General features: G+C 64.4%; 17 protein-coding genes. 9 read left to right on the forward strand and 8 right to left on the reverse strand.

The annotated features are described in order from the left end of the window. Positions 1-174: 174 nt before the first annotated feature. Together C8J98_RS04365 and C8J98_RS04370 are read right to left on the reverse strand one after the other, a co-directional pair. A complete protein-coding gene (locus C8J98_RS04365) occupies positions 175-450 on the reverse strand; it encodes a hypothetical protein (protein ID WP_146171521.1) in 276 nt (91 codons plus the stop codon). Positions 451-740: 290 nt separating this feature from the next. Beyond that, positions 741-1,157: a hypothetical protein gene (locus C8J98_RS04370; protein ID WP_107911310.1), complete on the reverse strand. Its 417-nt coding sequence runs from the start codon at positions 1,155-1,157 to the stop codon at positions 741-743. A 185-nt stretch (positions 1,158-1,342) separates the two neighbouring features. Here C8J98_RS04370 and C8J98_RS04375 point away from each other — a divergent pair, with 185 nt between their 5' ends. The 5 genes from C8J98_RS04375 (at position 1,343) to C8J98_RS04395 (ending at position 11,617) form a co-directional block, all read left to right on the forward strand. Continuing rightward, positions 1,343-2,548: an efflux RND transporter periplasmic adaptor subunit gene (locus C8J98_RS04375; protein ID WP_107911312.1), complete on the forward strand. Its 1,206-nt coding sequence runs from the start codon at positions 1,343-1,345 to the stop codon at positions 2,546-2,548. 18 nt (positions 2,549-2,566) lie between these two features. Further along, positions 2,567-5,674, forward strand: a complete 3,108-nt coding sequence (locus C8J98_RS04380) for an efflux RND transporter permease subunit (RefSeq protein WP_107911314.1) — start codon at positions 2,567-2,569, stop codon at positions 5,672-5,674. Then, positions 5,671-8,979, forward strand: coding sequence for an efflux RND transporter permease subunit (locus C8J98_RS04385; RefSeq protein WP_107911316.1), 3,309 nt, complete (start codon positions 5,671-5,673; stop codon positions 8,977-8,979). Before C8J98_RS04380 ends, C8J98_RS04385 begins: the two co-directional genes overlap by 4 nt. After that, positions 8,976-10,388: an efflux transporter outer membrane subunit gene (locus C8J98_RS04390; RefSeq protein WP_107911318.1), complete on the forward strand. Its 1,413-nt coding sequence runs from the start codon at positions 8,976-8,978 to the stop codon at positions 10,386-10,388. The genes C8J98_RS04385 and C8J98_RS04390 overlap by 4 nt, the downstream gene beginning before the upstream one ends. Before the next feature lie 119 nt (positions 10,389-10,507). Then, entirely contained in the window at positions 10,508-11,617 is a 1,110-nt protein-coding gene (locus C8J98_RS04395; protein WP_107911320.1) for a calcium:proton antiporter, read from the forward strand. On the opposite strand, the gene C8J98_RS04400 is transcribed toward C8J98_RS04395, so the two are convergent. The 5 genes from C8J98_RS04400 to C8J98_RS04420 all read right to left on the reverse strand — a co-directional run bounded on the left by C8J98_RS04400 (position 11,596) and on the right by C8J98_RS04420 (position 17,553). Beyond that, positions 11,596-12,846: a histidine-type phosphatase gene (locus tag C8J98_RS04400; RefSeq protein ID WP_146171523.1), complete on the reverse strand. Its 1,251-nt coding sequence runs from the start codon at positions 12,844-12,846 to the stop codon at positions 11,596-11,598. The two genes, C8J98_RS04395 and C8J98_RS04400, sit on opposite strands and share 22 nt — an antisense overlap. Then, positions 12,843-15,314 (reverse strand): TonB-dependent receptor, encoded by a 2,472-nt coding sequence (locus tag C8J98_RS04405; RefSeq protein ID WP_107911323.1) that lies wholly within the window; start codon positions 15,312-15,314, stop codon positions 12,843-12,845. Before C8J98_RS04405 ends, C8J98_RS04400 begins: the two co-directional genes overlap by 4 nt. A gap of 110 nt (positions 15,315-15,424) precedes the next feature. Further along, the gene (locus C8J98_RS04410) at positions 15,425-16,567 is read right to left on the reverse strand and encodes a FecR domain-containing protein (protein ID WP_107911325.1); all 1,143 of its coding nucleotides are present in this window, start codon (positions 16,565-16,567) and stop codon (positions 15,425-15,427) included. Further along, positions 16,560-17,078: an RNA polymerase sigma factor gene (locus C8J98_RS04415; protein WP_107911327.1), complete on the reverse strand. Its 519-nt coding sequence runs from the start codon at positions 17,076-17,078 to the stop codon at positions 16,560-16,562. The genes C8J98_RS04410 and C8J98_RS04415 overlap by 8 nt, the downstream gene beginning before the upstream one ends. A gap of 118 nt (positions 17,079-17,196) precedes the next feature. Continuing rightward, positions 17,197-17,553 (reverse strand): carboxypeptidase-like regulatory domain-containing protein, encoded by a 357-nt coding sequence (locus tag C8J98_RS04420; protein ID WP_107911329.1) that lies wholly within the window; start codon positions 17,551-17,553, stop codon positions 17,197-17,199. A 229-nt stretch (positions 17,554-17,782) separates the two neighbouring features. Between C8J98_RS04420 and dhaL the strand changes: the two genes are divergently transcribed. Beyond that, positions 17,783-19,504, forward strand: a complete 1,722-nt coding sequence (gene dhaL, locus C8J98_RS04425) for a dihydroxyacetone kinase subunit DhaL (protein ID WP_107911331.1) — start codon at positions 17,783-17,785, stop codon at positions 19,502-19,504. Between the two features lie 6 nt (positions 19,505-19,510). Beyond that, positions 19,511-19,999, forward strand: a complete 489-nt coding sequence (locus C8J98_RS04430; protein WP_107911333.1) for an OsmC family protein — start codon at positions 19,511-19,513, stop codon at positions 19,997-19,999. A 7-nt stretch (positions 20,000-20,006) separates the two neighbouring features. Here the strand turns inward: C8J98_RS04430 and C8J98_RS04435 are convergent, their stop codons facing one another. Next, positions 20,007-20,567, reverse strand: coding sequence for a DUF1003 domain-containing protein (locus C8J98_RS04435; RefSeq protein ID WP_107911335.1), 561 nt, complete (start codon positions 20,565-20,567; stop codon positions 20,007-20,009). A 133-nt stretch (positions 20,568-20,700) separates the two neighbouring features. Here C8J98_RS04435 and C8J98_RS04440 point away from each other — a divergent pair, with 133 nt between their 5' ends. Together C8J98_RS04440 and C8J98_RS04445 are read left to right on the forward strand one after the other, a co-directional pair. Continuing rightward, the gene (locus C8J98_RS04440; RefSeq protein ID WP_107911337.1) at positions 20,701-21,744 is read left to right on the forward strand and encodes a Dyp-type peroxidase; all 1,044 of its coding nucleotides are present in this window, start codon (positions 20,701-20,703) and stop codon (positions 21,742-21,744) included. Next, positions 21,737-22,531 (forward strand): family 1 encapsulin nanocompartment shell protein, encoded by a 795-nt coding sequence (locus C8J98_RS04445; RefSeq protein ID WP_107911339.1) that lies wholly within the window; start codon positions 21,737-21,739, stop codon positions 22,529-22,531. The genes C8J98_RS04440 and C8J98_RS04445 overlap by 8 nt, the downstream gene beginning before the upstream one ends. Positions 22,532-22,540 lie beyond the last annotated feature (9 nt).

Raw genomic sequence — 22,540 nt, forward strand, 5'->3', positions numbered from 1 at the left:
CGCGACCCTGACGCCGGCGGATTCGCCGGGTCGTGGGTGCCGGTAGACGGGCTGGTGCCGGCTACATCCCTATGTAACAAAAGTGTGCTGCGTCGCAGCACGTGAGCCAGTTATATCGAAACTAATTTCGAATGTATAGCCCTCTAGACATCTCTTTTGAGATGCGGGGCCTGGCTAGTCGAGGGCGACCGGGTCGGTCTGAAAGCCCAGGCTATCGTGGATGCCGGCAAGTTCCCGGCCGCGCTCGTCACGTTCCTTCGTCGTTTGCGGCGGATGCCGTTCCATTTGCTGCAGCACGGGAAGCAGGTCGCGCTGCTGCGATTTCTTCAGCGGCGTCGTTACGTCTTCGACCTTCTGGCCCATGACGTATTTCGACCGTTCAGCGCTCTGGCTTGCCGTATTGCTTTGCGTTGCCTGCACCAGGCGACCTTTTTGATAGCCGATGTTCACGTTGCTTTGCGCGGAGTCGCTGATCTGGCTGTAGTAGTAATTCTGCGACTTCGGATCTTCAGTCAAATTGAGGCGGGCATCGGCCGATAGCGCCGAATGGCTCGCGTGAAGCTGTGACGACGAGGTCTGCGAATGGGTTAGCCGCTGACGAGGTCGGCACCGCCGCCGTGCTGCGCGGCGGCAACGAGGAGACCGGCACCGCCGCCGCGCTTAATGAAGTTATTGTCATCCTTCAGGCTCCTTTCCCTGTTGACCTCCCTGTGTAGCGGCGTTTATCGAAGGATCTTGAGTCAGCGGCGTCCGTCACCGCGCCCCGGGTTACCGCGGCCGTCATGCCATTCGTCGCCATGGAAGCCAGGGATGTTGTCGAACCGCGTACCGGGTGCCGGACGTTCATGCAATTGCGGCAGGGGACGGGCGTAACCGCGGCGCGGATCGAAGCGCGGATCGACGTGGCCGCGAAAGCCCCGCGGCCCGCGAAACCATGGACCCGCACCGATGAACAGGCCGCCGGTGAACCACTCGGCGCCGTAATAACCGTAAGGCGCGCAGGGGTAGGGCGCGTACTCGTAGTAACCGTAGGGACAGGCGGGCTCCGGGCCGATATCCACGCCGGTATCGACGTAAACCTGGGCGGAAGCGGACGTGCCTGCGGAGGCGGCCACGGTGAAGAGCGTAGCCAGGGCAATCGAGCGAAGTGTGTTCATCACAGCACCTTGGGGAAGTGGGCCTGATGATGACAACGGCTTGCGGTCGGTTGGGTTTACGTCGCGAAATCCTGCGAATGGAAGCGGATGAGCGTAGGTTAAACAGGCCTCACCCTGATTAAACGCATTCGGACCTCGTGCGTTCCTGTTAGCTAGCCCGACCGGATAAGCCAGGAGATCGATTCATGAGTGATGCGACACAAGCCCAGCGCCCGCCACACAAGGGGCGGCGTCTGCTGATCGTCTCGCTCGTAGCTATCGTGATCGTCGCGTTGGTGCTCTTCCACGTCATCAGTGGTTCCGGCAAAAAAAGGCCTGTCACGCCACCGCAGCTGGTCAGCGCGGCCAAGGCGACTCTCGGCGACATGCCCGAGCTGCTCAACGAACTCGGCACCGTGACCCCGGTGGCCACCGTGAACGTATTGCCACAGCTCAGCGGCTACCTCACCGAGGTGGGTTACAAGGAAGGCCAGGATGTCGAGAAAGGCCAGTTCCTGGCACAGATCGACCCTCGCCAGTACGAGATCGACAAGCGCCAGGCCGTGGCGCAGATGGCCAAGGACAAGGCCACGCTTGCCCAGGCGCGCTCCGACCTCGCTCGCTTCACCACGCTCAACGAGCAGAAGTCGATTGCCGAACAGACCTTCGCCGACCAGAAGTTCGCCGTGCAGCAGGACGAAGCGGCGGTGCAGGCGGACGAAGCGAACATCGCGCAGTTCGACCTCGACCTTGCCTACTGCCATATCACCGCGCCAGTCGCCGGGCGCGTCGGCCTGCGGCTGGTCGATCCGGGTAACTACGTCACCCAGTCGACATCCCCCGGCATCGTCACCATCACCACGATGAAGCCGACCACGGTGCAGTTCACCGTGCCGCAGAATTCATTAGGCAATGTGCTCAAGCGCTTCGGCACCGCGGATACCACGCTGACCGTCGCCGCCTTCAGTAGCGACAACAGCCGCCAGATCGCTACCGGCAAGCTCTATGCGCTGGGCAACCAGATGGCCACGGCCACCGGTACGGTCACGCTGCGTGCGACGTTCGACAACGACGACGAAGCGCTGTACCCGAACGAGTTCGTCAACGTGCGCCTGCTGGTGGATACGCTGAAGCAGGCCGTGCTCGTGCCGACGCCAGCCGTGCAGAGCGGCGCGCCCGGCGATTTCGTCTACCTGGTCAATGCCGACCAGACAGTCTCGGTGCACAAGGTGACGCTCGGTCCGAGCGACGGCAAGAACACGGTGATCACCGCCGGCCTCACTGCCGGACAGACGGTCGTAACCGACGGTATGGACCGCCTTACCGACGGCGCCAAGGTGAAGCTGGCCGGCGCGAAGCCCGCCGCTGGATCCTCGGCGGGCGCTGCGCCAACCCGACGCCACGCGTCGTAAAGGCGGGCACGCGATCCGATGAACATTTCCCGTTTGTTCGTACTCAGGCCGGTAGCCACCGCGCTCCTGATGCTCGCGCTTGTGCTTGTTGGCCTGGTCGCGGTGAAGTTCCTTCCCGTGTCGTCGTTACCCGCGGTCGACTATCCGGTCATCCAGGTACAGACCTTCTATCCCGGTGCCAGTCCTACCGTGATGGCGAGCACGGTGACCGCTCCGCTCGAAGTGCAGCTGGGTGAAATCCCGGGCCTGCAGCAGATGACCTCGAACAGCTCGGCAGGCGCTTCGGTCATCACACTGCAGTTCGACCTTTCGCTCAGCCTCGATGTGGCCGAGCAGAACGTGCAGGAGGCGATCAACGCCGCGAACAGCCTGCTGCCCGCTGGCCTGCCGGCACCGCCGACCTACGCCAAGGTGAACCCGGCCGACCTGCCGATCCTCACCCTGGCCGTGACCTCGGCATCGATGTCGTTGCCGCAGCTGGAAGATGTCGCGAACAACCGGCTGGGCTCGAAGATCGCCGAAGTGCCGGGCGTGGGCCTGGTAGTGCCTGCGGGGGGTAACGTTCCGGCCATTCGCGTCGAGGCGGACCCGAAGAAGCTCGCGGCTTACGGCCTGAACATCGACGACCTTCGCTCGCTCCTGGCCAACGTCAATGTGAGCCAGCCGAAGGGCAACTTCGATGGCCCCGAGCTCGACTACACCATCAACGGCAACGACCAGATCCGCGATCCGAAGGATTACCTGGCCACCGTGGTCTCGTACCAGAACGGCGCGCCGGTTTACCTGCGCGATATCGCCCGGGTGACGCAGTCCGCGCAGAATACGGAGCAGGGCGCCTGGTTCGGCAAGACCCAGGCCATCGTGCTGAATGTGCAGCGACAGCCGGGGGCGAATGTCATCGCTACGGTCGACCAGATCAAGGCGAAGCTGCCTCAGCTGGAGTCGACGCTTCCGGCGGGTATGAAGGTAGAGGTTGTCTCCGACAGCACCGGCGTGATCCGTTCGTCGGTCGCCGATGCCGCCTTCGAACTAGGGCTGGCTATCGTGCTGGTGGTCCTGGTGATCTTCGTCTTCCTGCGCAACATCCCGGCCACGATCATCCCGAGCATTTCCGTGCCGGTATCGCTGATCGGCACGCTGGCCGCGATGTACGAGCTGGGCTACTCCATCGACAACCTTTCACTGATGGCCCTGATCATCGCCACCGGCTTCGTGGTGGATGACTCCATCGTGATGATCGAGAACATCGTGCGTTACCTCGAGGAGGGCATGGCGCCACTGGAGGCGGCGCTGGAAGGCGCGGGGCAGATCGGCTTCACCATCGTGTCGCTGACCGTTTCCCTGATTGCCGTGCTGATTCCCCTGCTTTTCATGGGTGGGGTGATCGGCAGGCTGTTCAACGAGTTCGCAGTGACCCTGGCGGTGACCATCGTCATTTCCGGCATCGTCTCGCTGACCCTGGTGCCCATGTTGTGCGCGCGGATCCTCCGTGCGCAGGTAGACCGGCATCCGAGCCGCTTCGAACGGATCAGCGAAGGCCTGTTCGACAAGACACTGGCCGCATATGAGCGCGGCTTGCGGTTCGTCATGGCCCGCCAGACGCTCACGCTGGTCGTCTTCCTGGTGACTGTCGCACTCACTGTCGTGCTCTACGTGGTCATTCCCAAGGGCCTGTTCCCGACCCAGGACGTCGGCGCGGTGGAGGGCATCAGCGTCGCCGACAACTCGGTGTCCTATAGCGCCATGGTGAAGCGGCAGGCCGCGCTGGCCGAGGTGATCCTGAAGGATCCCAACGTGACGGGGCTGACCTCGTACGTTGGCATCGACGGCACCAACAAGACACTCAATAACGGGCGCTTCCTGATCGGCCTCAAGGCGAAGGACGACCGTTCGCTCAGCGCCGCCGAGATCTCGCGTCACCTGCAGGATGAAACGGCCGACGTGCCGGGTATTCGCCTGTTCGTGCAGCCGGAGCAGGACCTCACGCTCGATACCACGGTCTCGCCCAACCAGTACCAGTTCGTGTTGCGGGGTTCCTCGGTGCAGGAGTTGGGTAAGTACGTGCCTGCGCTGGTGGAGCGTATGCACAAGATCACTTCGATCACCGATGTCACCAGCGATCTCAACAACGACGGGCTTGCAGTGAACGTCGAGGTGAATCGCCAGCTCGCCGCACGCTATGGCATCACCCCGGCGACGATCGACAACGCACTCTACGACGCGCTCGGACAGCGCATCGTGTCGACCATTTTCGAGCAATCCAGCCAGTACCGGGTGATCCTGGTGGCGAAGCCCGAGAGCCTGCCCACTGTGCAATCGCTGGGCGACATCTACCTGCCCAGCCAAACCGGTAGCAGCGGACAGGTGCCCCTAAAGGGCATCGCCGCGATCCAGATCGTGAAGGCGCCGCTGGTGGTCAGTCACCTGGCGCAGTTCCCTGCCGTGACGGTCTCCTTCAACCTCGCTCCCGGCGCTTCGTTGAGTTCGGCGGTGAAGGAGATCACCGCGGCCGAGCAGGCGGTGCACCTGCCGGCATCTGTCACCTCGTCATTCCAGGGCGCGGCGCAGGCCTTCCAGGATTCGCTCTCCAGCGAGGTCTACCTGCTGATCGCCGCGCTGGTCGCCGTCTACATCGTGCTCGGGGTGCTGTACGAAAGCTTCGTGCATCCTCTGACCATTCTTTCGACGCTGCCTTCGGCCGGCATCGGCGCCTTGCTGGCCCTGATGGTGGCGGGACATGACCTGGACGTCATCGGCATCATTGGCATCGTCCTGCTGATCGGTATCGTGAAGAAGAACGCGATCATGATCGTGGATTTTGCGCTGGAGGCGGAGCGCGAACACGGCAAGCCACCTGCGGAGGCCATCTTCGAGGCCTCGCTGCTGCGTTTCCGGCCGATCCTGATGACGACCCTGGCGGCGATGCTTGGCGCACTGCCGATGCTGGTCGGTAACGGCACGGGCTCCGAGCTGCGCCGGCCGCTCGGCCTGGCCATCATCGGCGGCCTGGCGCTCAGCCAGTTGCTGACGCTGTTCACCACGCCGGTGATCTACCTGTTCTTCGACCGCCTTGCCGTCAGGTTGCGGCGCGCGCCGACGCAGAAGGCGATCGGACACGAGTCATGAGTATCCCGGGTCTTTTCATCCGGCGTCCGGTGGCGACCACCTTGTTGGCCGTCGCCATCCTGCTCTCCGGCGCGCTCGGCTACTTCAACCTGCCGGTAGCGCCGCTGCCCAACGTCACGTTTCCGGTCATCGTCGTCCAGGCGAACATGGCCGGCGCCAGTCCGGACATCATGGCGTCCACGGTGGCCGCGCCACTGGAGCGGCGGCTCAGTGCCATTGCCGATGTCTCCGAACTGACCTCGACCAGCTCGGTGGGCTCGGCGCGGGTAGTCATCCAGTTCGGCCTAGGGCGCGACATCAATGGTGCCGCGCGCGATGTACAGGCTGCTATCCAGGCCGCACGCGCCGACCTGCCAAGCACGCTGCGCAACAACCCGACGTATCGCCAGTTCAATCCGGCCGACACACCGGTCATGGTGCTGGCGCTCACCTCGTTCACCCTGACGCGGGCACAGCTCTACGATTCCGCTAACTCGATCCTCCAGCAGCAACTTTCGCAGGTGGACGGCGTGGGGCAGATCACCCTGGGCGGCAGCGCCTTGCCATCGGTTCGCGTCGAGCTGCAGCCCGACCAGCTCAACAGCTACGGCATTGGCATGGAGGATGTCCGTGCGGCGTTGAGCTCCGCCAACGCTAACAGCGCCAAGGGTCATATCGACCAGGGCGATCAGCGTTTCGAGGTGTTGTCCAACGACCAGATAAGCAAGGCCGCGCCGTATCGCGACATCGTGGTGGCTTATCGGCAGGGCGCGCCTGTCTTCCTGCGTGACATCGCCGAGGTGAAAGACTCCGCGGAGAACGTGCGCAATGCGGGCCTGTACAACGGCAAGAATGCCGTGCTCGTCATTGTCTACCCGTTGCCCGGCAGCAATATCGTCAAGACCGTCGCCGAGATCCGCAAGGTCCTTCCGAATGTCGAAGCCACGCTGCCGCACGATGTCCATGTTGGTGTGGCACTGGACCGCTCGCAGTCGGTCAACGCCGCCGTGGACGATACCGAACGCACGCTGTTCATCGCTGTGCTCCTGGTCATCGGTGTCGTTTTCATCTTCCTGCAGTCGCCCCGTGCGGTGCTGGTGCCAGCGGTCGCCTTGCCGCTCTCCATCGTGGGCACGTTTGGCCCGATGTACCTGCTCGGCTACAGCCTGGATAACCTGTCGCTGATGGCGCTAACCATCGGTACGGGCTTCGTGGTGGACGATGCCGTCGTGGTGCTCGAGAACATCGTCCGCCACGTGGACGAGGGCATGGACGTGCGCGAAGCGGCCCTGCTCGGTAGCGCCGAAGTCAGTTTCACGGTGATTTCGATGAGCCTGTCGCTGATCGCGGTGTTCCTGCCTATCCTGTTGATGCCCGGCATCGTCGGCCTGTTGTTCCACGAGTTCGCCGTGACGCTGTCGATCGCCATCCTGCTTTCGCTGGTCATCTCGCTGACCGTGACGCCGACGATGGCGGCCTTCGTGTTGCGGCCTAAGGGCTCGGCGAAACAGCAGGGCCGGGTGGCGGTCTGGTCGGAGCGCCAGTTCGAACGCTTCAAGCAGGGTTATGACCGCTCGCTGGCGACCGCGCTGGACCACCGCCTGCTGGTCGCGCTGGTCCTGATCGGCCTGATTGTCCTCAACGTCTTCCTGATTCGCTTTGTACCGTCCACCTTCTTTCCCGAGCAGGACAACGGCATCCTCCAGGGCCAGATCATCGCCGACCAGAGCATCTCCTTCCAGGCCATGGAGAAGAAGCTCGCCCAGTTGCAGGACATCGTGCAGAAGGATCCCGCTGTAGCTTCGGTCGCTGGCTTCACCGGCGGTCGCGCGCTGAATTCCGCGAATGTCTTCATCGAACTCAAACCCCTGGCAGAAAGAAAGATTTCCGCCGCCCAGGTGGTGGACCGGTTGAGACCGAAGCTCAATGCGGTGTCCGGTGCGCGTCTGCTGCTGCAGGCCGCACAGGACCTGCGTATCGGTGGCCGTCAGTCGGCTGCGGAATACCAGTACACGCTGACCAGCGACGACCCGGATGCCTTGTTCACCTGGGTGCCGAAGCTGGTGGACGCGCTGAGCAAGGAGCGGTTGTCTGATGTCAATTCGGATCTGCAACAACACGGCTTGCAGATCTTCGTGAACTTCGATCGCGCCACGGCCGCTCGCTACGGGTTCGCACCCAACCAGATCGATACCGGGCTATACGATGCCTTCGGCCAGCGCACGGTTTCCACCGTCTATAACGAGCTCAATCAGTACTACGTGGTAATGGAAGTCGCCCCTCAGTACTGGCAGTACCCGCAGATGCTCGAGCGCATACGCTTCAGCACCGCGGCCGGTAACGCGAGTGGCACGCAGCAGACCCAGATGTCGAGTTCGCTGGTGAAAGGGGTCACGGCCACCACGGTGAGCAGCGCGGCGTCGGGCACCAACACCTCGACCAACGCGAAGAACGCCGATGCCGAGGCCAACCTGCTCACCAACGCCATTTCCAATGCAAAAGGCGGCGGTTCGAGCGGCAGTGCGGACAGTACGGCAGCGGAGACGCTGGTGCCGTTCCCCGCCATCGCCAGCTACGTGAGCAACCACACGGCGACCCAGGTCAGCCATCAGGATGGACTCGTCGCTGCCACGGTCTCGTTCAACCTGCCGCCGGGAGGCTCGCTCAGCCAGGCTTCGGCCATCATCGGACGGGTGTCCCAGCAGATCGGACTGCCGGCGTCCGTCCACGGCAGCTTTGCCGGTGCGGCCCAGGTCTACGGTCAGTCCATGTCGACCATGCCGCTGCTTATCGTCGCCGCGCTGGTCGCTGTTTACATCGTGCTCGGCGTCCTCTATGAAAATACGGTGCATCCGCTGACGATCCTGTCCACGCTGCCGTCGGCCGGCATTGGCGCAACGCTCGCCCTGCTCATCTTCGGCACGCCGTTTTCGGTCATCGCGATGATCGGCATCATCCTGCTGATCGGCATCGTCAAGAAGAACGCGATCATGATGATCGATGTGGCCATCCACTTGCAGCGCGACAAGGGGCTCGACGCGCGCGAAGCGATCCACAACGCCGCGGTGATCCGCCTGCGCCCGATCATGATGACCACGGCGGCGGCAGTACTTGGCGCCGTACCGTTGGCGATCGGCATCGGGCAGGGCGCCTCGCTGCGCCAGCCACTCGGTATCACCGTGATGGGCGGCCTGATCCTCAGCCAGGTCGTCACGCTCTACACCACGCCGGTGATCTATCTCTACCTGGACGGTTTCCGCGCCAGGCTGGCACGGTGGAACGACCGCCTGCCATGGAACCACGTCGACGCGAGCACAACGCTATGAAGATTTCCCGAACCCTCCTCGTGGCCTCGATCGCGTGGTTGCTGCACGGCTGCATGGTCGGTCCCGACTATAAGAAACCGGATGTCGCCATGCCGGTCGCCTACAAGGAAACGCCGGGATGGAGTCCTGCGCAGCCCGGCGATGCCGCGCCGAAGGGCGACTGGTGGGCCGTGTTCCATGATCCGCTGCTCGATCAGCTCGAACCCATGGTGTCGGTATCCAACCAGACCGTGCGCCAGAGCTATGAGAACTACCAGGAGGCAGTGGCCGAGGTTCAGGTGGCCCGCAGCGCCTTGTTTCCGACCATCGGCGTGACCGGCTCGGCGACCAAGCAACGCAGCGCGAGCAATGGCGTGGGCAACAGCGTCAGCGTGAATCCGGGCATCCGCACCGCCGGCTCGCTGGAAGGCAACGTGAGCTGGGCGCCGGACTTCTGGGGCAAGACGCGCCGTACCGTCGAGGAAAACAAGGCGACGGCCGAAGCGGGCGCGGCAACCCTCGCCAACGCCACGCTGACCGAGCAGGTGGCACTGGCCACGGCCGTGATCGACCTGCGCGTGACCGATGCCAACATCGACCTGCTGACCCGCACCGTCGATGCCTACAAGGAATTCCTGCGCGTGGTGGCGAACCAGGGCAACGCAGGCATCACGCCGCCGTCGGATGTCATTGCGGCGCGCACGCAACTGGAGAACGCGCAGTCGAGCCTGATCGCGCTGGGCGTATCGCGTGCCAGGTTCGCGCATGCGATTGCCGTGCTGGTCGGCAAGACGCCCGAGGAACTCGACATCGCGCACAGCACCGCACTGCCGACGCTACCTTCGCTTCCTGTCGGGCTGCCTTCGACGCTGCTCCAGCGCCGGCCGGACATCGCCGTGGCCGAGCGTCAGATGGCTGCGCAGAATGCCGCCATCGGTGTGGCGGTCGCCGCTTACTATCCGGACATCTCATTGTCCGGCGCGGACGGATTCTCGCAGTCGCCGCTGGCGGGCCTGCTGCATGTGGCCAACCACGTCTGGTCGCTCGGTGCCGACGTGAGCGAGACGATCTTCGATGCGGGCGCACGCCATGGCCAGGTCGCCGCCGCGCGGGCCTCGTATGAAGCCGCCGTGGCGAATTATCGGGGCACCGTGCTCACCGCCTTGCAGAACGTCGAGGACGATCTCGCCGGCATCCGCATCCTGGCGCAGCAAGCCGAGGTGCTCGATGCCGCCGTGACCGACGCCACGCGTGGTTCGGAGATCGCGTTCAACGAGTACAAGGCGGGTACGGTCGACTACACCACGGCCATCACGGCGCAGACCACGCTGTACAGCACTCAACAGAACGCACTCGATGTACGCGAGCAGCGCCTGCTCGACGTGGTGTCGTTGATCGGCGATACCGGTGGGCCGGTGCCCTCGCCCTGAGGACTCAACCCGCAGGCTCCACCATGCGACGTTAGGTAGTTCTACTGGTTTGCTTGCCAACCGGAACGACGTCGGGCACGTTAGGGTAAGGTCCGCCTGCCGTCCTTCGTGGAGCATGCATGAACACACCGACCGCGTTTGTGCGAGAGGAATGGTTCCTGGTCGTGACCGTGGCGACGAGCGCGGTTTTCCTGGGAAAGCACGACTCCCTCTTCGCTGGCTTCGACTCGCGGGCCTGGCTCGTCCTGATGTTCATCTGGCTGTTCGTGGTCATCCTCGGCTCCGCACTGGCCGTGGTGAGGCATGCGGAGCGTCTCGCCCGTCACCTGGGCGAGCCCATCGGCACCCTCGTGCTCACGATCGCGGTGACATCCATCGAGATCATGAGCATTTCGGCGGTCATGCTGCATGGGGACAACAACCCGACGCTGGCCCGGGACACCTTGTTCTCGGTGACCATGATCGTGCTCAACGGCATGGTCGGGCTGTCGTTGCTGTGGGGCGGCTGGAAGCACCGTGAACAGGCTTACAACCTGCAAGGCGCGAATACCTACCTCGGACTGATCATCCCCTTGGGCGTGCTCGGCCTGGTGTTGCCGCGGTTTACCAACGTGGCTGAAGGATCGCCCCTGCCGTTCGGCCACCAGATATTCCTCGTGGTGGTAATGCTCACGTTGTATGCGACCTTCCTTGGGCTGCAGACCAAACGCCTGAAGGGATACTTCACCACGGACGCATGCACGGACCGCGACGGCGACGCGGAGAAGCTGTCAATGTACGGGCCCGTCGCATCCGCGGTGCTTCTCATCGCCTATATGATCCCCGTGGTCTTCCTCGTGGACCAGCTCGCGGTCCCCGTCGACTACGTCGTCGAGACGCTGAAGGCGCCGGCCGCGCTGGGTGGACTGACCATGGCGATCCTCGTCGCCTTGCCCGAGGGCATGGGCGCGATTCGCGCTGCAAGCCGTAACGACCTGCAGCGCGCGGTAAACATCTTCCTCGGCTCGGTGCTCTCGACCATCGGCCTGACCATTCCGGCCATCCTGCTGATCGGCCAGATGACCCATCACCCGGTCATCCTGGGGCTGGAACACACGGACCTCATCCTGTTTGTCCTGACCCTGGTGCTTTCCCTGCTCACCTTCTCGAGCGCCAGGACGCACCTGCTACAGGGCGCGGTGCACCTGACGCTCTTCGTCTGCTTCGTCTACTTCCTGTTCTCGCCCTGAGTCGGGACCATGGCCGGAAGGGAAGCGTCCACACGAGCCGGGTCGACGGCCCTGCGGACGAGCGCATCGAATTCGCCGATCGTGCACTCGCCGATCTTGCCGCAGCCCTGCACACGAACGGGTTTCGCGGCGACATCGTCGAAGCGGTTGCTGCGAAGCGCGTCCATGGAAGGCATCAGGCTGCGAATGCGGACGATATCCGTGTTCCCGCGATGCACGAGGCTGAAGACGAGGGCACCGCCCGGCGGGTAGTCGTCAGGTGCCAGCGGATCATGCCAGTCCAGGCCGAGGACCCCGGCCACGTTGGCGAGGTTGGTGTCGTGCCCGACCAGGACGACGACACCGCGGCCGGACGCGGAGAGCGGCGCGATGCCCGACTTCACCCCGTGGGCAGCGTCCAGGCTGGCGGCGATGTGCGCGACGAGATTGGATGCGGCATTCGCCGCGGCGGGCATGGCTTTCTTCGTGGCCGCGAACTGCGCATTGTGCAGGGTGATCAGGCGGCCGAGCACGGTGACGTCCGCGCGACCGAAGGCGACCGCATTCACCGGCATGCCTTCGGCGTAGGCGAGCATGAGGTTCTCGCTGAGCGTGCCGGCGAGCTTCATGGCCTTCGATAGGCCGTCGGGGCCGTCTACGAGCAGCTTCTTGTTCCCGCGTGTCGCGACCTCCGTGCAATCGGCCGGCGTGCAGCCGAGCAGGAGGGTCTGCAGTTCGGCGAGCGCGGGTGGTGGGACCGGCGTGGCTGAGGCACCGTCATCGTCGTCATCCGACTTGCCTTTGTCGGCGTCCTTGACGAAGTGGAACAGCGCATTGTTCGCGCTTCCTTCCATGGCCAGGAACGAGCCCCGGCATCCCGGGGTCACGCCGTCGAGGAACGCGGCCGAACTTTCACGATTGCGTGGCGTGGTATCGCCGATCACCACGAACGAGGCTGGTTTCGGGCAAGCCGCGGCCATCACGCCATCGTCCAGCAGCAAGCGCCTGACGCGCCCGCCGATGGCGGTCATGCCCTCATGACCGTGGGGCGTGAGGATGCCGGGTGCGACCGGCCATGCCGGCCAGTCGCCGTTGGCATAGGCGGCATAGGTTTGCGCTGGCTTGGTCGGTGATCGCACACCGTGGCGCATCAGCACCACGTCGAGCCTGGTGGTCTCGACCGGCTCGGCAGGTGCCGCCGATACGCCGACGGCAGCAAGCAAGAGCAAAAGAGAGAGCGCGGTTCTCATAGCTTCACCGAGAGGTCGAGGAAGATGCCACGGCCGGGCAGGCCGAAGTAGAGTGGATCGCCGCTCACCGACTGCGTGCCGGCGTAGCCGGTGAGCTTGTGCACGTTGAACAGGTTGTTGACGTCGACGCTGATCGAATAGCCCTTGGTACCCGCCGGGCCCTTGTCGGTCCGGTAGCCCGCTGCGGCGTCGACGCTGAGGTAGCCGGCGATGCGTTGATCGTTGGCGAACTGGATGTTGCCGGCGTCGTCGGTCGTGTTGTCCAGACCATACTGGTGGCCGAGGAACTTGCCCATCAACGAACCGAAGTAGCCGTTCGTGTTGCTGTATAGCAGACCCAGTGCGGCCGTGATCTTTGGCGTGCCGGCAACCTGCACGCTGCTGCCCTTGTAGGTCGCCTTGTTGTAGCTGGCATTGCCGTAGAGGCTCAACGCGCGCGTGAGGGCGAAGGTGGCCTCCATTTCGGCACCCTTGTAGATCGCGCCGCCGCCGTTGATGAAGGTGTCCTCGTTGCCGTTGTCCGTCGCCACCTCGGTCTCGGTGATGAAATTGGAGAAGTTGATGTAATAGACATCGGCGCCGAAGGTGAGCTTGCTCGACGCGTAAGCCGTACCGAGCTGGTAGTTCCTCGTCTTCTCCGGCTGCAGGCTGTGCGAGCCGTTGACCTGGATCACATCGATCGGCGGTGCGAGGAAGCCCTCGGCGGCCTGCGCGTAGGCGCTCCATGAGTCGCTGAGGCGATCGTGCACGCTGATCGACGGCAGGGCGGCGTGATAGGTGGCTTCGGCGCTGAGCGGTACCGGCGGCGATACCTTGTTCAACGGCGCATCGATGCTGCGCGTGACTTCGGAATAGCGCACGCCCGGGCTCACGGTGATGGCATCGGTGACCTTCCAGTCGTACTGCAGGTACGGCTGTACAGTGTCCGTGCGATCGTCGAGCAGGTAGTTGTCCACGGGGCCGTATTTGGTCCCGGTTTTCGCGGCGGTCGTCAGGTCCACCGGATACTGGTAGCGCGCGTCGAGGCTGCGCTCGAGCCAGATGCCGGTGAGCAACGTGCCGTCACCCAGGTCGCGTCCGAGCCGAAGTACGTTGCCGAAGGCGTGGAAGCCCGAATCCGAGAGCTTGCCAGGGAGGTCCGTCTTGGAGGTCGCGACCTTCTTGCCCTTCGCGTCGTAGAAAGTGACGCCGTTGTCGGCGGGATCGATGTCCGACGCATCCGTGGCCTTGCGCGCCCAGTGATCGAAGGTGTTGAGGTAGACCTTATCGTCGACGTCCCACCCGGCCACCTGGCTGGTCAGCCCGACATAGGTGAAGCTGGAGTAGTAGGCCGCGTTGTTGGCGCCCTTGTAGTTCTGCACGGTCGGGTCGTCGCCAAGACCGAAACGCCAGCCGTGTTGATCGATCTCCTCCTTGGTCGCGCCCTGCACGGTGTTCTGGTGTTCGCGGTTATAGCTCGTCACGAAGGTGAGGCTGGTGACGTCGCCGAGCTGGCTGATCGTCTTGATGAAAATGTGGTCGCGCTTGTCGTCGGTGCCTTTGAGGAAGGTGTCGCTCGACTCCTTGGAGACGTCCGCGAAGACACGCGTGTTGCCCACCGTTTCGTCGGCGGTCACGCCGCCGGCACGCGTGTTCCAGCTGCCCAGCGTGAGGTACGGCGTGATGCCCGGCTCGTCCGACGGATCGCGCGAACGCAGTGCCACCGTACCGCCGAAGGTCGCGTTGCCGAGCGTGCTGCCGCCGCCCGGGCCGCGGTCGATTTCCGCCTGGCCCAGTACGTGGTTGTTGAAATACGCAGAGGTGGTGTGATGCAGGTCGCTGGCGTCGCCGAAGGGGATGCCGTCGAAGGTGATGTTGAACTGGCCGTCCTGGAAACCACGGATGCTGATGCCTTCGTTCTTGCCCAGGCCCGGACCCTCGGGCGAGGTCACCGTCACGCTGGGTGCGTACTTAATGATGTCGTCGAAGTTGGCGTTGAAACGCAGGCCGTCGCGAATGAACCGCTCGTCGATCACCGAGGTCGGCTGCGTGGCGTCCAGTGGTGCCGCGCTCGGTGCGAGGGTGTCCACGGCGTTGGCGTGCACGCTGATCGGAGCGAGTTTCTGCGCTTCGTCACGGGTGTCGATCGCCGGGATGGCTGCGGCCGGCGCCGGGCCGGCCCCGACGTTTCCCGGCACGATGGTCACCGTGGTCGGGGTAACGAGGCGGTAGGTCATGCCCGTGCCGGCCAGCAGTGCGGACAGCTGCTCGGCCGCAGGTACGTGTCCGGGCGCGGCGTGGCTGCGCAGACCGTCGGGCACCTCAGCGCCATAGACCACCTGCCAGCCTGCCTCGTGTGCGAAACGGTCCAGCGCCTGTGCCAACGGCATGGCTTCGATGGGTTGGGTGGTAGCGGCCAGTGCGACCGTGGGTACGACGGTGGTGCCGGCAAGGGCAAGGGCGATGCAAAGGGCGAGCGAGTTACGCATGGTGTCACTTACCTTGGATGGGAGGTCACAGAGGACAGTCATCGCTGTCCGACCCCATCTAAGAGTCCCGCTGCCGGCCGACGGGTACCACTCATTTGATGAATTTTTTCTTACAGCTGCGTCGCATGGTGCGTCGTGGAGAAGCGGACGCGGTCGGTCATGCGATCGACACGCACATGCGGCAGGCTGTCGACGTAAGCGATGAAGGCCTCGGGATCGCGGGCGTGGAACACGCCGCTGATACGTTTGCGTGCCAGCTCCGGATCATCCACGACGAGCGGCTTCGTCGAGTACGCGTTGAAGCGGCGCGCCACTTCGGCGACGGTCGCATCATGGAAACGGATGTCTTCGGGAAGCCATTGCGTGGTGGCCACCACGTTCGCCTGGCCGTGTCCGGTGACGTGACCATCCGCGTCCACGCGGGCCGTTTCACCGCCGCGCAGATCCACGAGGCGATCGCGGGGTGCGGGTGTACCGGTCAGTCGTGCGCGCGCCCTTGCCAGCCACGGGGAGGGCAGGTTCCACACGGACACCTGACCGCTGACGACCGTCACCTGCGCGGCGCCGTCGCTGCGCTGTACATCGAAGACGGTGCCGACATCGTCGATCTGCTGGCGACCCACCGTGACCTTCATCGGCCGGGCGGCATCCTTGCCGATGTCGAACGAGGCACTGCCCTGGACCAGTTCGATATGACGGGCAGCGGTATCGAAGCGGACGACCATGGCGCTTTGCGGCGAGAGTTGCACGACGGTGTCGTCGTCGAGCGTGACCTCGCGAACATCGATGCCTGCGGCGTAGCGGATGCCGGGCTCGGCGGGTGATGGCCAGGTGGCGGTGAGGCTGCCGCAGGCCAGGAGGACGGTTGCTGCTGCGGCTGTCCAGCGCAATACCCTGGTTCGACGTTGTCGCGGTCTGGCATCGCCGATGAATCGGCTCCCACCAACAGCATCCGCACCTCCTTGTGGGAGCCGATTCATCGGCGATGGGTGCTCGCCAAGAACACCAGCCCGCAGCGCAACCACCGCACTCTCACTCCCGGCAAGCTCCCGCAACTCCTCCAACGACATCTCCTCCGCCGCCGTGGCCGCCCGCAAATCCCCATGCATCTGCGCCATCGCCAAGTACTCCGCCACGTGCTCGGGCGAGCGGCGCAGCCAGCGCATGAACTGCGCCTGCGTGCGCGCATCGGGCGCGTCCTGCATGTCGAGGTACCAGGTGGCCGCTTCCTCGGTGAGGCGCCGGTCATTCATAACGTGCCATCCCTTGCCGACACGCGGCCAATCCCTTGACGATGTACTTCTTGACCATGTTCGACGAGATCGAAAGCCGCTCACCGATCTCCCGGTAGGAGAGGTCGTCGCGGTAGTGCATCACCAGCACGGCGCGGCATTTAGGCGACAACCGGCCGATCAGGGTGGCCAGCCGCTGGCGACGCAGCGCTCGATCGACGTCGGCACCGGCGTGGCATGGCGTCGCCAGGCGTTCGATCACTTCTTCGAGGCCCTCGCTGCTGATGGGCGCGCGCTGTTGCATCTGCGCGTGCTCCTTGACCAGGTTGGCCGCAACGGTGAACAGGTACGCCTCGGGGTTGCGCACCGCACCGGCGCTGGCATCGCCCGAGCGGAGCAGACGCAGGTAAACCTCCTGCACGAGGTCCTGCGCGTCCCAGCGATGCGAGACACGGCGAAGAAAATAGTTGGCGAGGGTGGGCCCTTTGTCGGCCAGCAGCCGCGCCCAGCTTTGCGGCGTCTCGGCGGACACGTCGGCTCCAGGGGGATGCCGAGAGGCTAGGGGCCGAATGTTGCAACTTTACGTCAAGGCCGCGCGGGAGCCGCGCGGCCTTGATGGATCATCGTGGCGAAGGTCGTTGCCGGAGCGATCAGCTACCGGTCGCGCACTTGTCGTTCTCGCACGCGAAGTCGACTTCCGCGCCCTTGCCGACCGTCAGGCTGATCTTGTTTCGGGTGTCGAGCACCTTGCCGTCTTTTTCGAGCGTGACGGTATAAGTCCCCATGGGGATCGGCGAAATCTTGTAGCGACCGCTGTCGCTGATCGTCGCGTGACGCTGTGCGCCCGTATCGCTCTTGGCGGTCACCACGCCGCCGGCCGGACCCTGGCCAAACATGCTCGCGGTGGTTCCCTGGGCCTGGACAGGCGCGGCCGCCGTGGCGAACAGGGTCACGGCGACGGAGGTAGCGACGCCCAACAGGAACGCGCGATAGCCGATGCTCTTCATGGAACTCCTTTCTTTCGGACGGTGGGTTGGCCCCTAAGGTTGTATTTCAAGCGGCGTGCGCAAGAAAGTACCCCTGATGGAAAGACTGTGTTGCCCCTGCGGAATCAATGGATGATCACTTCAATGACAAGCCAGCGTCAACGCCGGTCGGCGTGAATCTATGCCAGACTTCCGGCACTTGCCCGTCCCCACTCGGGCGCGTTCGTAAACCTGCCTCGAGGAACGATACGTGAAGAAACTCATCAACGATCCGCTTCAGGTCGTCAGCGAAATGGTCGAGGGGCTCGTCCTCGCCGATGATCGCCTGACTCGCATAGCCGGCGAAAACGTCGTACTCCGCCGGGACCACGCAGAGCATGCCGCCTCGGGCAAGGTGGCCCTCATATCGGGCGGCGGCGCTGGCCACGAGCCTGCTCACGCGGGCTATATCGGCCAGGGCATGCTCACCGCAGCCGTGGTCGGTGAAGTGTTCACCTCGCCCAGCGTCGATGCCGTGCTCGCGGCCATCCTCGCCGTTGCCGGGCCGGCCGGCGTGCTGCTCATCGTCAAGAACTACACCGGCGACCGGCTCAACTTCGGCCTGGCCGCGGAACTGGCACGCGCCTCCGGCGTGACGGTAGACGTGGTCGTGGTCGGTGACGACGTGGCGCTGGATACCGACGACGGCGCGGTCGGCCGACGCGGCATCGCCGGCACGGTCCTCGTGCACAAGGTGGCCGGCGCCGCTGCCGAAGCCGGCCTTTCGCTGGCCGAGGTCAAGCGGGAAGCGCAGGCGGCCATCGACGCTGTCTTCAGCATGGGCCTGGGTCTGGGCGCGTGTATCGTCCCTGCCGCCGGTACGCCGGGCTTCGAGCTTTCGGACACTGAAGTGGAATACGGCCTTGGCATCCATGGCGAGCGCGGCGCGAAGCGCGGCACGATCGCGCCGGCTGATGCCATGCTGGACACCTTGCTCGACAGGCTGCTGGAGCGTAGCGGCCTGCGCGCGCAGGAACGCGTGGCCTTGCTGGTGAACAACCTGGGCGGCACCGCCGTGCAGGAACTCGGCATCGTTGCGCGCCATGCGTTGAAGCGGCTGGAGGCGGCGAAGATCGAGGTTGCCCTGGTCCAGGTCGGCACCTTCCTCACGGCGCTGGAAATGCCGGGTTGCTCGCTTTCGCTGATGCGCCTGGATGAAGCGCGTCGCGAACGCCTGCTCGCGCCGGCATCGGCCGCGGCCTGGAGCGTTCCAACGCACCCGGTGACCGTTGCTCCGGCCGTCAAGGCGCGCACGTTGACGCAGACTGCCCAGGTGGCGGGTCCGGCATGGACCTCGACCGGACATTCGACGCGCTTTGCCGGCGCGATCCGCGCCGTCACGGGTGCGTTACAGAAGGCCGAGCACGAGTTGACCGACCTGGATTCCGTGGTCGGCGACGGCGATATCGGCCTGAGCCTGGCGCGTGGTGCGCGAGGCGTCGAGGCGGCACTGCCGGAACTGGACAAGGCGCATCCCGCGGTCGCGTTGCAGACGATCGCCTCGGTCCTGCGTCGTGAGCTCGGTGGCACCTCGGGTCCGTTGTACGCGGCGTTCGTGGTGCGCGCGGCGAGTCACCTCGCCGAGCGCGACGAGGCGGATTCCGCAGACGCCTGGGCGGCGGCGTTCCGTGCAGGGATCGAAGGCGTGCAGGCACTGGGTGGAGGCAAGGCGGGCGACCGCACCATGCTCGACGCACTCATCCCCGCAGCGGATGCGATGGACGCCGCCGTCTCGCGTGGCGATGCCGCTCCCGCCGTGGTCCAGGCCGCGATCAAAGCAGCACATGCCGGCGTGGAAGCAACCAAACAGATGCGGCCGCGACTGGGCCGTTCGTCGTATCTCGGCGATCGCGCGCTGGGCCATGCGGATCCCGGCGCCTTCGCCGTGGCGCTCTGGCTCGAAGCAATCGGCACTACATTCCCAGGAGCATAAGCAAACATGACGTCACAACCGGTCATCGTCCAGCCCACCGGGCAAGGTGAATTCCAGGTGCGGGTGAGCGCGCAGGGGCCTTCGTTCTTCGTCGACGAGCCACTGGCCATGGGCGGACTCGCCTCGGGGCCGACGCCGTACGACCTGCTTAGCGCCGCCCTGGGTGCCTGCACGGCAATGACATTGAGCTTGTATGCGCGCCGCAAAGGCATTCCGCTGACCGATGTGCAGGTATCGGTAACACATCGTCGCGACGCGGTTACCGGACGCGACGCGTTCGAGCGGGCGCTTTACATCGAAGGCACGTTCGACGACGCGCAGAAGGCGCGTTTGCTGGTCATGGCGGACAAGTGTCCGGTGGGCAAGACCCTGGCCGCCGGAGCGGACATCCAGACGCATCTGGCATCAAAGACCGAGCCGGTGATTCCGAACCGTCCCTGTGACCAGACCCATCCCGGTGCGATGGTCCAGGCCTGCGAGGAAATGGACGCCTGAGGGCTTCCTATCGATTGCCTTCCTGCACCAGGCGGGTGAGCAGGTCGATCTGGGCCTGCTGCTGGGCGAGAAGTTGCACAACCTGCTCGTTGCGCAGCGCGTCGAGCTTCTCGTGCAAGGCGAGGATCTCCACTTCGGCCTTGAGGTTCACTTCGTAATCGTAGGCCGCCATCTCGCGATCCTTCGATGACTGGCGGTTCTGGCTCATCATGATGACCGGGGCCTGGAAGGCCGCCAGCATGGAAAGCATCAGGTTGAGGAAGATATACGGGTAGGGATCGACGGCGGACCTGCCGAGCAACAGGCTGTTCAGCACCACCCATGCGATCAGGATGGCCACGAACACGATGATGAAGGTCCACGAGCCGCCGAAGGCTGCGACCTTATCGGCCAGGCGCTGGCCGTAGGTGGTCTTGGCGTCGATACGCGCGTTGACGTCTTCGGTGACGGTTACGCGGCGGGTGGCCCGCTCGAGCACACGCCTGGCGGTCTGGTTGAATTTCGCGCCCTCCGTGCCGAACCAGCGTGCGGATGAGGTCAGGTAGTCAAAAGGCGGTAGATGACTCATGGGCTGGCTCCGGGCGATGAGGATGTAACGGCATGGGCTGAAATTACCCTCCTGTCAGCGCAATGTCTTGTCTGTTGGCATGAGGTCGGACGAGAATGGCCGCTTTACGTCCTTCCGTGGAAAGGAGCCCTTCGTGGCTACCGTCGTTGCGCAACCCGTCGTCGCCACGCTTACGCGGTCGGCCATTTTCCTCGTCCTCAAGGTCAATCCGGGTGGCAACGCCGAAGAGGCCGTGCGCTCGCTCTGTGGTGACCTCGCGGGCCTGTTGCGCGCCGTAGGTTTTCGCGACCTCGATGGGCGGCTCACCTGTGTCATGGCTTTCGGCTCGGACGTGTGGGACCGCCTGTTCGCCGGACCCCGTCCCGCCGAGTTGCATACCTTCCAGGAGATCAACGGCGTACACCGCGCGGTGTCGACGCCCGGCGACATCCTGCTGCACATCCGCGCGACACGCGAAGACCTCTGCTTCGAGCTGGCCGCGCAGATCATGTCGCGTCTTGGCGATGCGGTGACCACGCTCGATGAGGTGCACGGTTTCAAGTACTTCGACGATCGCGACCTGATCGGTTTCGTCGACGGCACGGAGAACCCGCAGGACGCCGACGCCATCGAGGCTGCGGTCATCGGTGACGAGGATGCCTCTTTCATCGGCGGTAGCTACGTGATCGTGCAGAAGTACCTGCATGACCTCAAGCGCTGGAACGCGGTGCCGGTGGAGGCGCAGGAGCGCATCATCGGCCGGCAGAAACAGACCAACATCGAGCTGGACGATGCCGTGAAGCCGTCCTACGCACACAACGTGCTCACCTCCATCGTCGAGGACGGTGTCGAACTGGACATCGTGCGCGACAACATGCCGTTCGGCGAGGTGGGGAAGGGTGAGTTCGGCACCTATTTCATAGGGTATGCCCGTTCGCCGGCGCGCACGGAGCAGATGCTCACCAACATGTTCGTCGGCAAGCCGCCGGGTAACTACGACCGCCTCCTCGACTTCAGCACGGCGGTCACCGGCAGCCTGTTCTTCGTCCCGTCGGCAACGTTCCTCGATGGTATCCCCGATGCACCAGCTGCCCAGGGAAGCGCCCGCAACAATGCGAACGGACAAGACAGCGCGCCGCGCGCAACGGATGGTTCACTCGGTATCGGTTCGCTAAAGACGGAGAACACCCATGAATAACCTGTTTCGCGAACTCGCACCCATCAGCGGTGGTGCCTGGGAGCAGATCGAAGATGAAGCTACCCGCACGCTGAAGGAATACATGGCGGCGCGCCGCATCGTCGATGTTATCGGGCCCAAGGGCTTTGACTATGCGGGCGTGGGCACCGGTCACACACGTAAGTTCGAATCGTCCGGGAGCGTCCGCGTGAAGCAGCGCGAGGTCGCGGCCATGGTCGAACTACGCGTGCCCTTTACGCTCTCACGCGAGGATCTCGACAACGTCGCGCGCGGTTCCAATGATCCGGACCTCCAGCCGCTGAAAAATGCGGCCAAAGAGCTGGCATTCGCCGAGGATCGGGCGGTGTTCGACGGCTACGCCGATGTCGGCATCGCGGGCATTCGCAAGACGACGAGCAACAGGCCGATCGCCTTGCCCGCCGATCTGACCGCGTACCCGGTTGCCGTGGCGCAGGCCTTGAACGAACTCCGCCTTGCCGGTGTGAACGGACCCTACAAGCTGGCCATTGGCGCAAAGGCCTATGCGGACCTCAACGGGGCAACCGATGAAGGCTACCCCGTCTTCCGCGAGCTGCACGCCATGCTCGACGGCGGCATTGTCTGGGCGCCGGCTATCGAAGGTGGCGTGCTGACCACGGCCCGTGGCGGCGACTTCGAACTGCACCTGGGGCAGGACGTATCGATCGGCTATGACTCGCACAACGGATCGCACGTGACCCTGTACCTGCAAGAGACCTTCACCTTCCTGCCGCTGACCACCGAAGCGTCGGTGAACCTCACGGCCTGACCGTTCGGC

It is taken from the genome of Luteibacter sp. OK325 (assembly GCF_003050935.1).
Lineage (GTDB): Bacteria > Pseudomonadota > Gammaproteobacteria > Xanthomonadales > Rhodanobacteraceae > Luteibacter.

Excerpts from the sequence above, each read along its gene's own strand:
- C8J98_RS04370 (WP_107911310.1), bottom strand. The coding sequence starts at position 1,157 with ATGAACACACTTCGCTCGATTGCCCTGGCTACGCTCTTCACCGTGGCC.
- C8J98_RS04375 (WP_107911312.1), top strand. The coding sequence starts at position 1,343 with ATGAGTGATGCGACACAAGCCCAGCGCCCGCCACACAAGGGGCGGCGT.
- C8J98_RS04380 (WP_107911314.1), top strand. The coding sequence starts at position 2,567 with ATGAACATTTCCCGTTTGTTCGTACTCAGGCCGGTAGCCACCGCGCTC.
- C8J98_RS04385 (WP_107911316.1), top strand. The coding sequence starts at position 5,671 with ATGAGTATCCCGGGTCTTTTCATCCGGCGTCCGGTGGCGACCACCTTG.
- C8J98_RS04390 (WP_107911318.1), top strand. The coding sequence starts at position 8,976 with ATGAAGATTTCCCGAACCCTCCTCGTGGCCTCGATCGCGTGGTTGCTG.
- C8J98_RS04395 (WP_107911320.1), top strand. The coding sequence starts at position 10,508 with ATGAACACACCGACCGCGTTTGTGCGAGAGGAATGGTTCCTGGTCGTG.
- C8J98_RS04400 (WP_146171523.1), bottom strand. The coding sequence starts at position 12,846 with ATGAGAACCGCGCTCTCTCTTTTGCTCTTGCTTGCTGCCGTCGGCGTA.
- C8J98_RS04405 (WP_107911323.1), bottom strand. The coding sequence starts at position 15,314 with ATGCGTAACTCGCTCGCCCTTTGCATCGCCCTTGCCCTTGCCGGCACC.
- C8J98_RS04410 (WP_107911325.1), bottom strand. The coding sequence starts at position 16,567 with ATGAATGACCGGCGCCTCACCGAGGAAGCGGCCACCTGGTACCTCGAC.
- C8J98_RS04420 (WP_107911329.1), bottom strand. The coding sequence starts at position 17,553 with ATGAAGAGCATCGGCTATCGCGCGTTCCTGTTGGGCGTCGCTACCTCC.
- C8J98_RS04430 (WP_107911333.1), top strand. The coding sequence starts at position 19,511 with ATGACGTCACAACCGGTCATCGTCCAGCCCACCGGGCAAGGTGAATTC.
- C8J98_RS04435 (WP_107911335.1), bottom strand. The coding sequence starts at position 20,567 with ATGAGTCATCTACCGCCTTTTGACTACCTGACCTCATCCGCACGCTGG.
- C8J98_RS04445 (WP_107911339.1), top strand. The coding sequence starts at position 21,737 with ATGAATAACCTGTTTCGCGAACTCGCACCCATCAGCGGTGGTGCCTGG.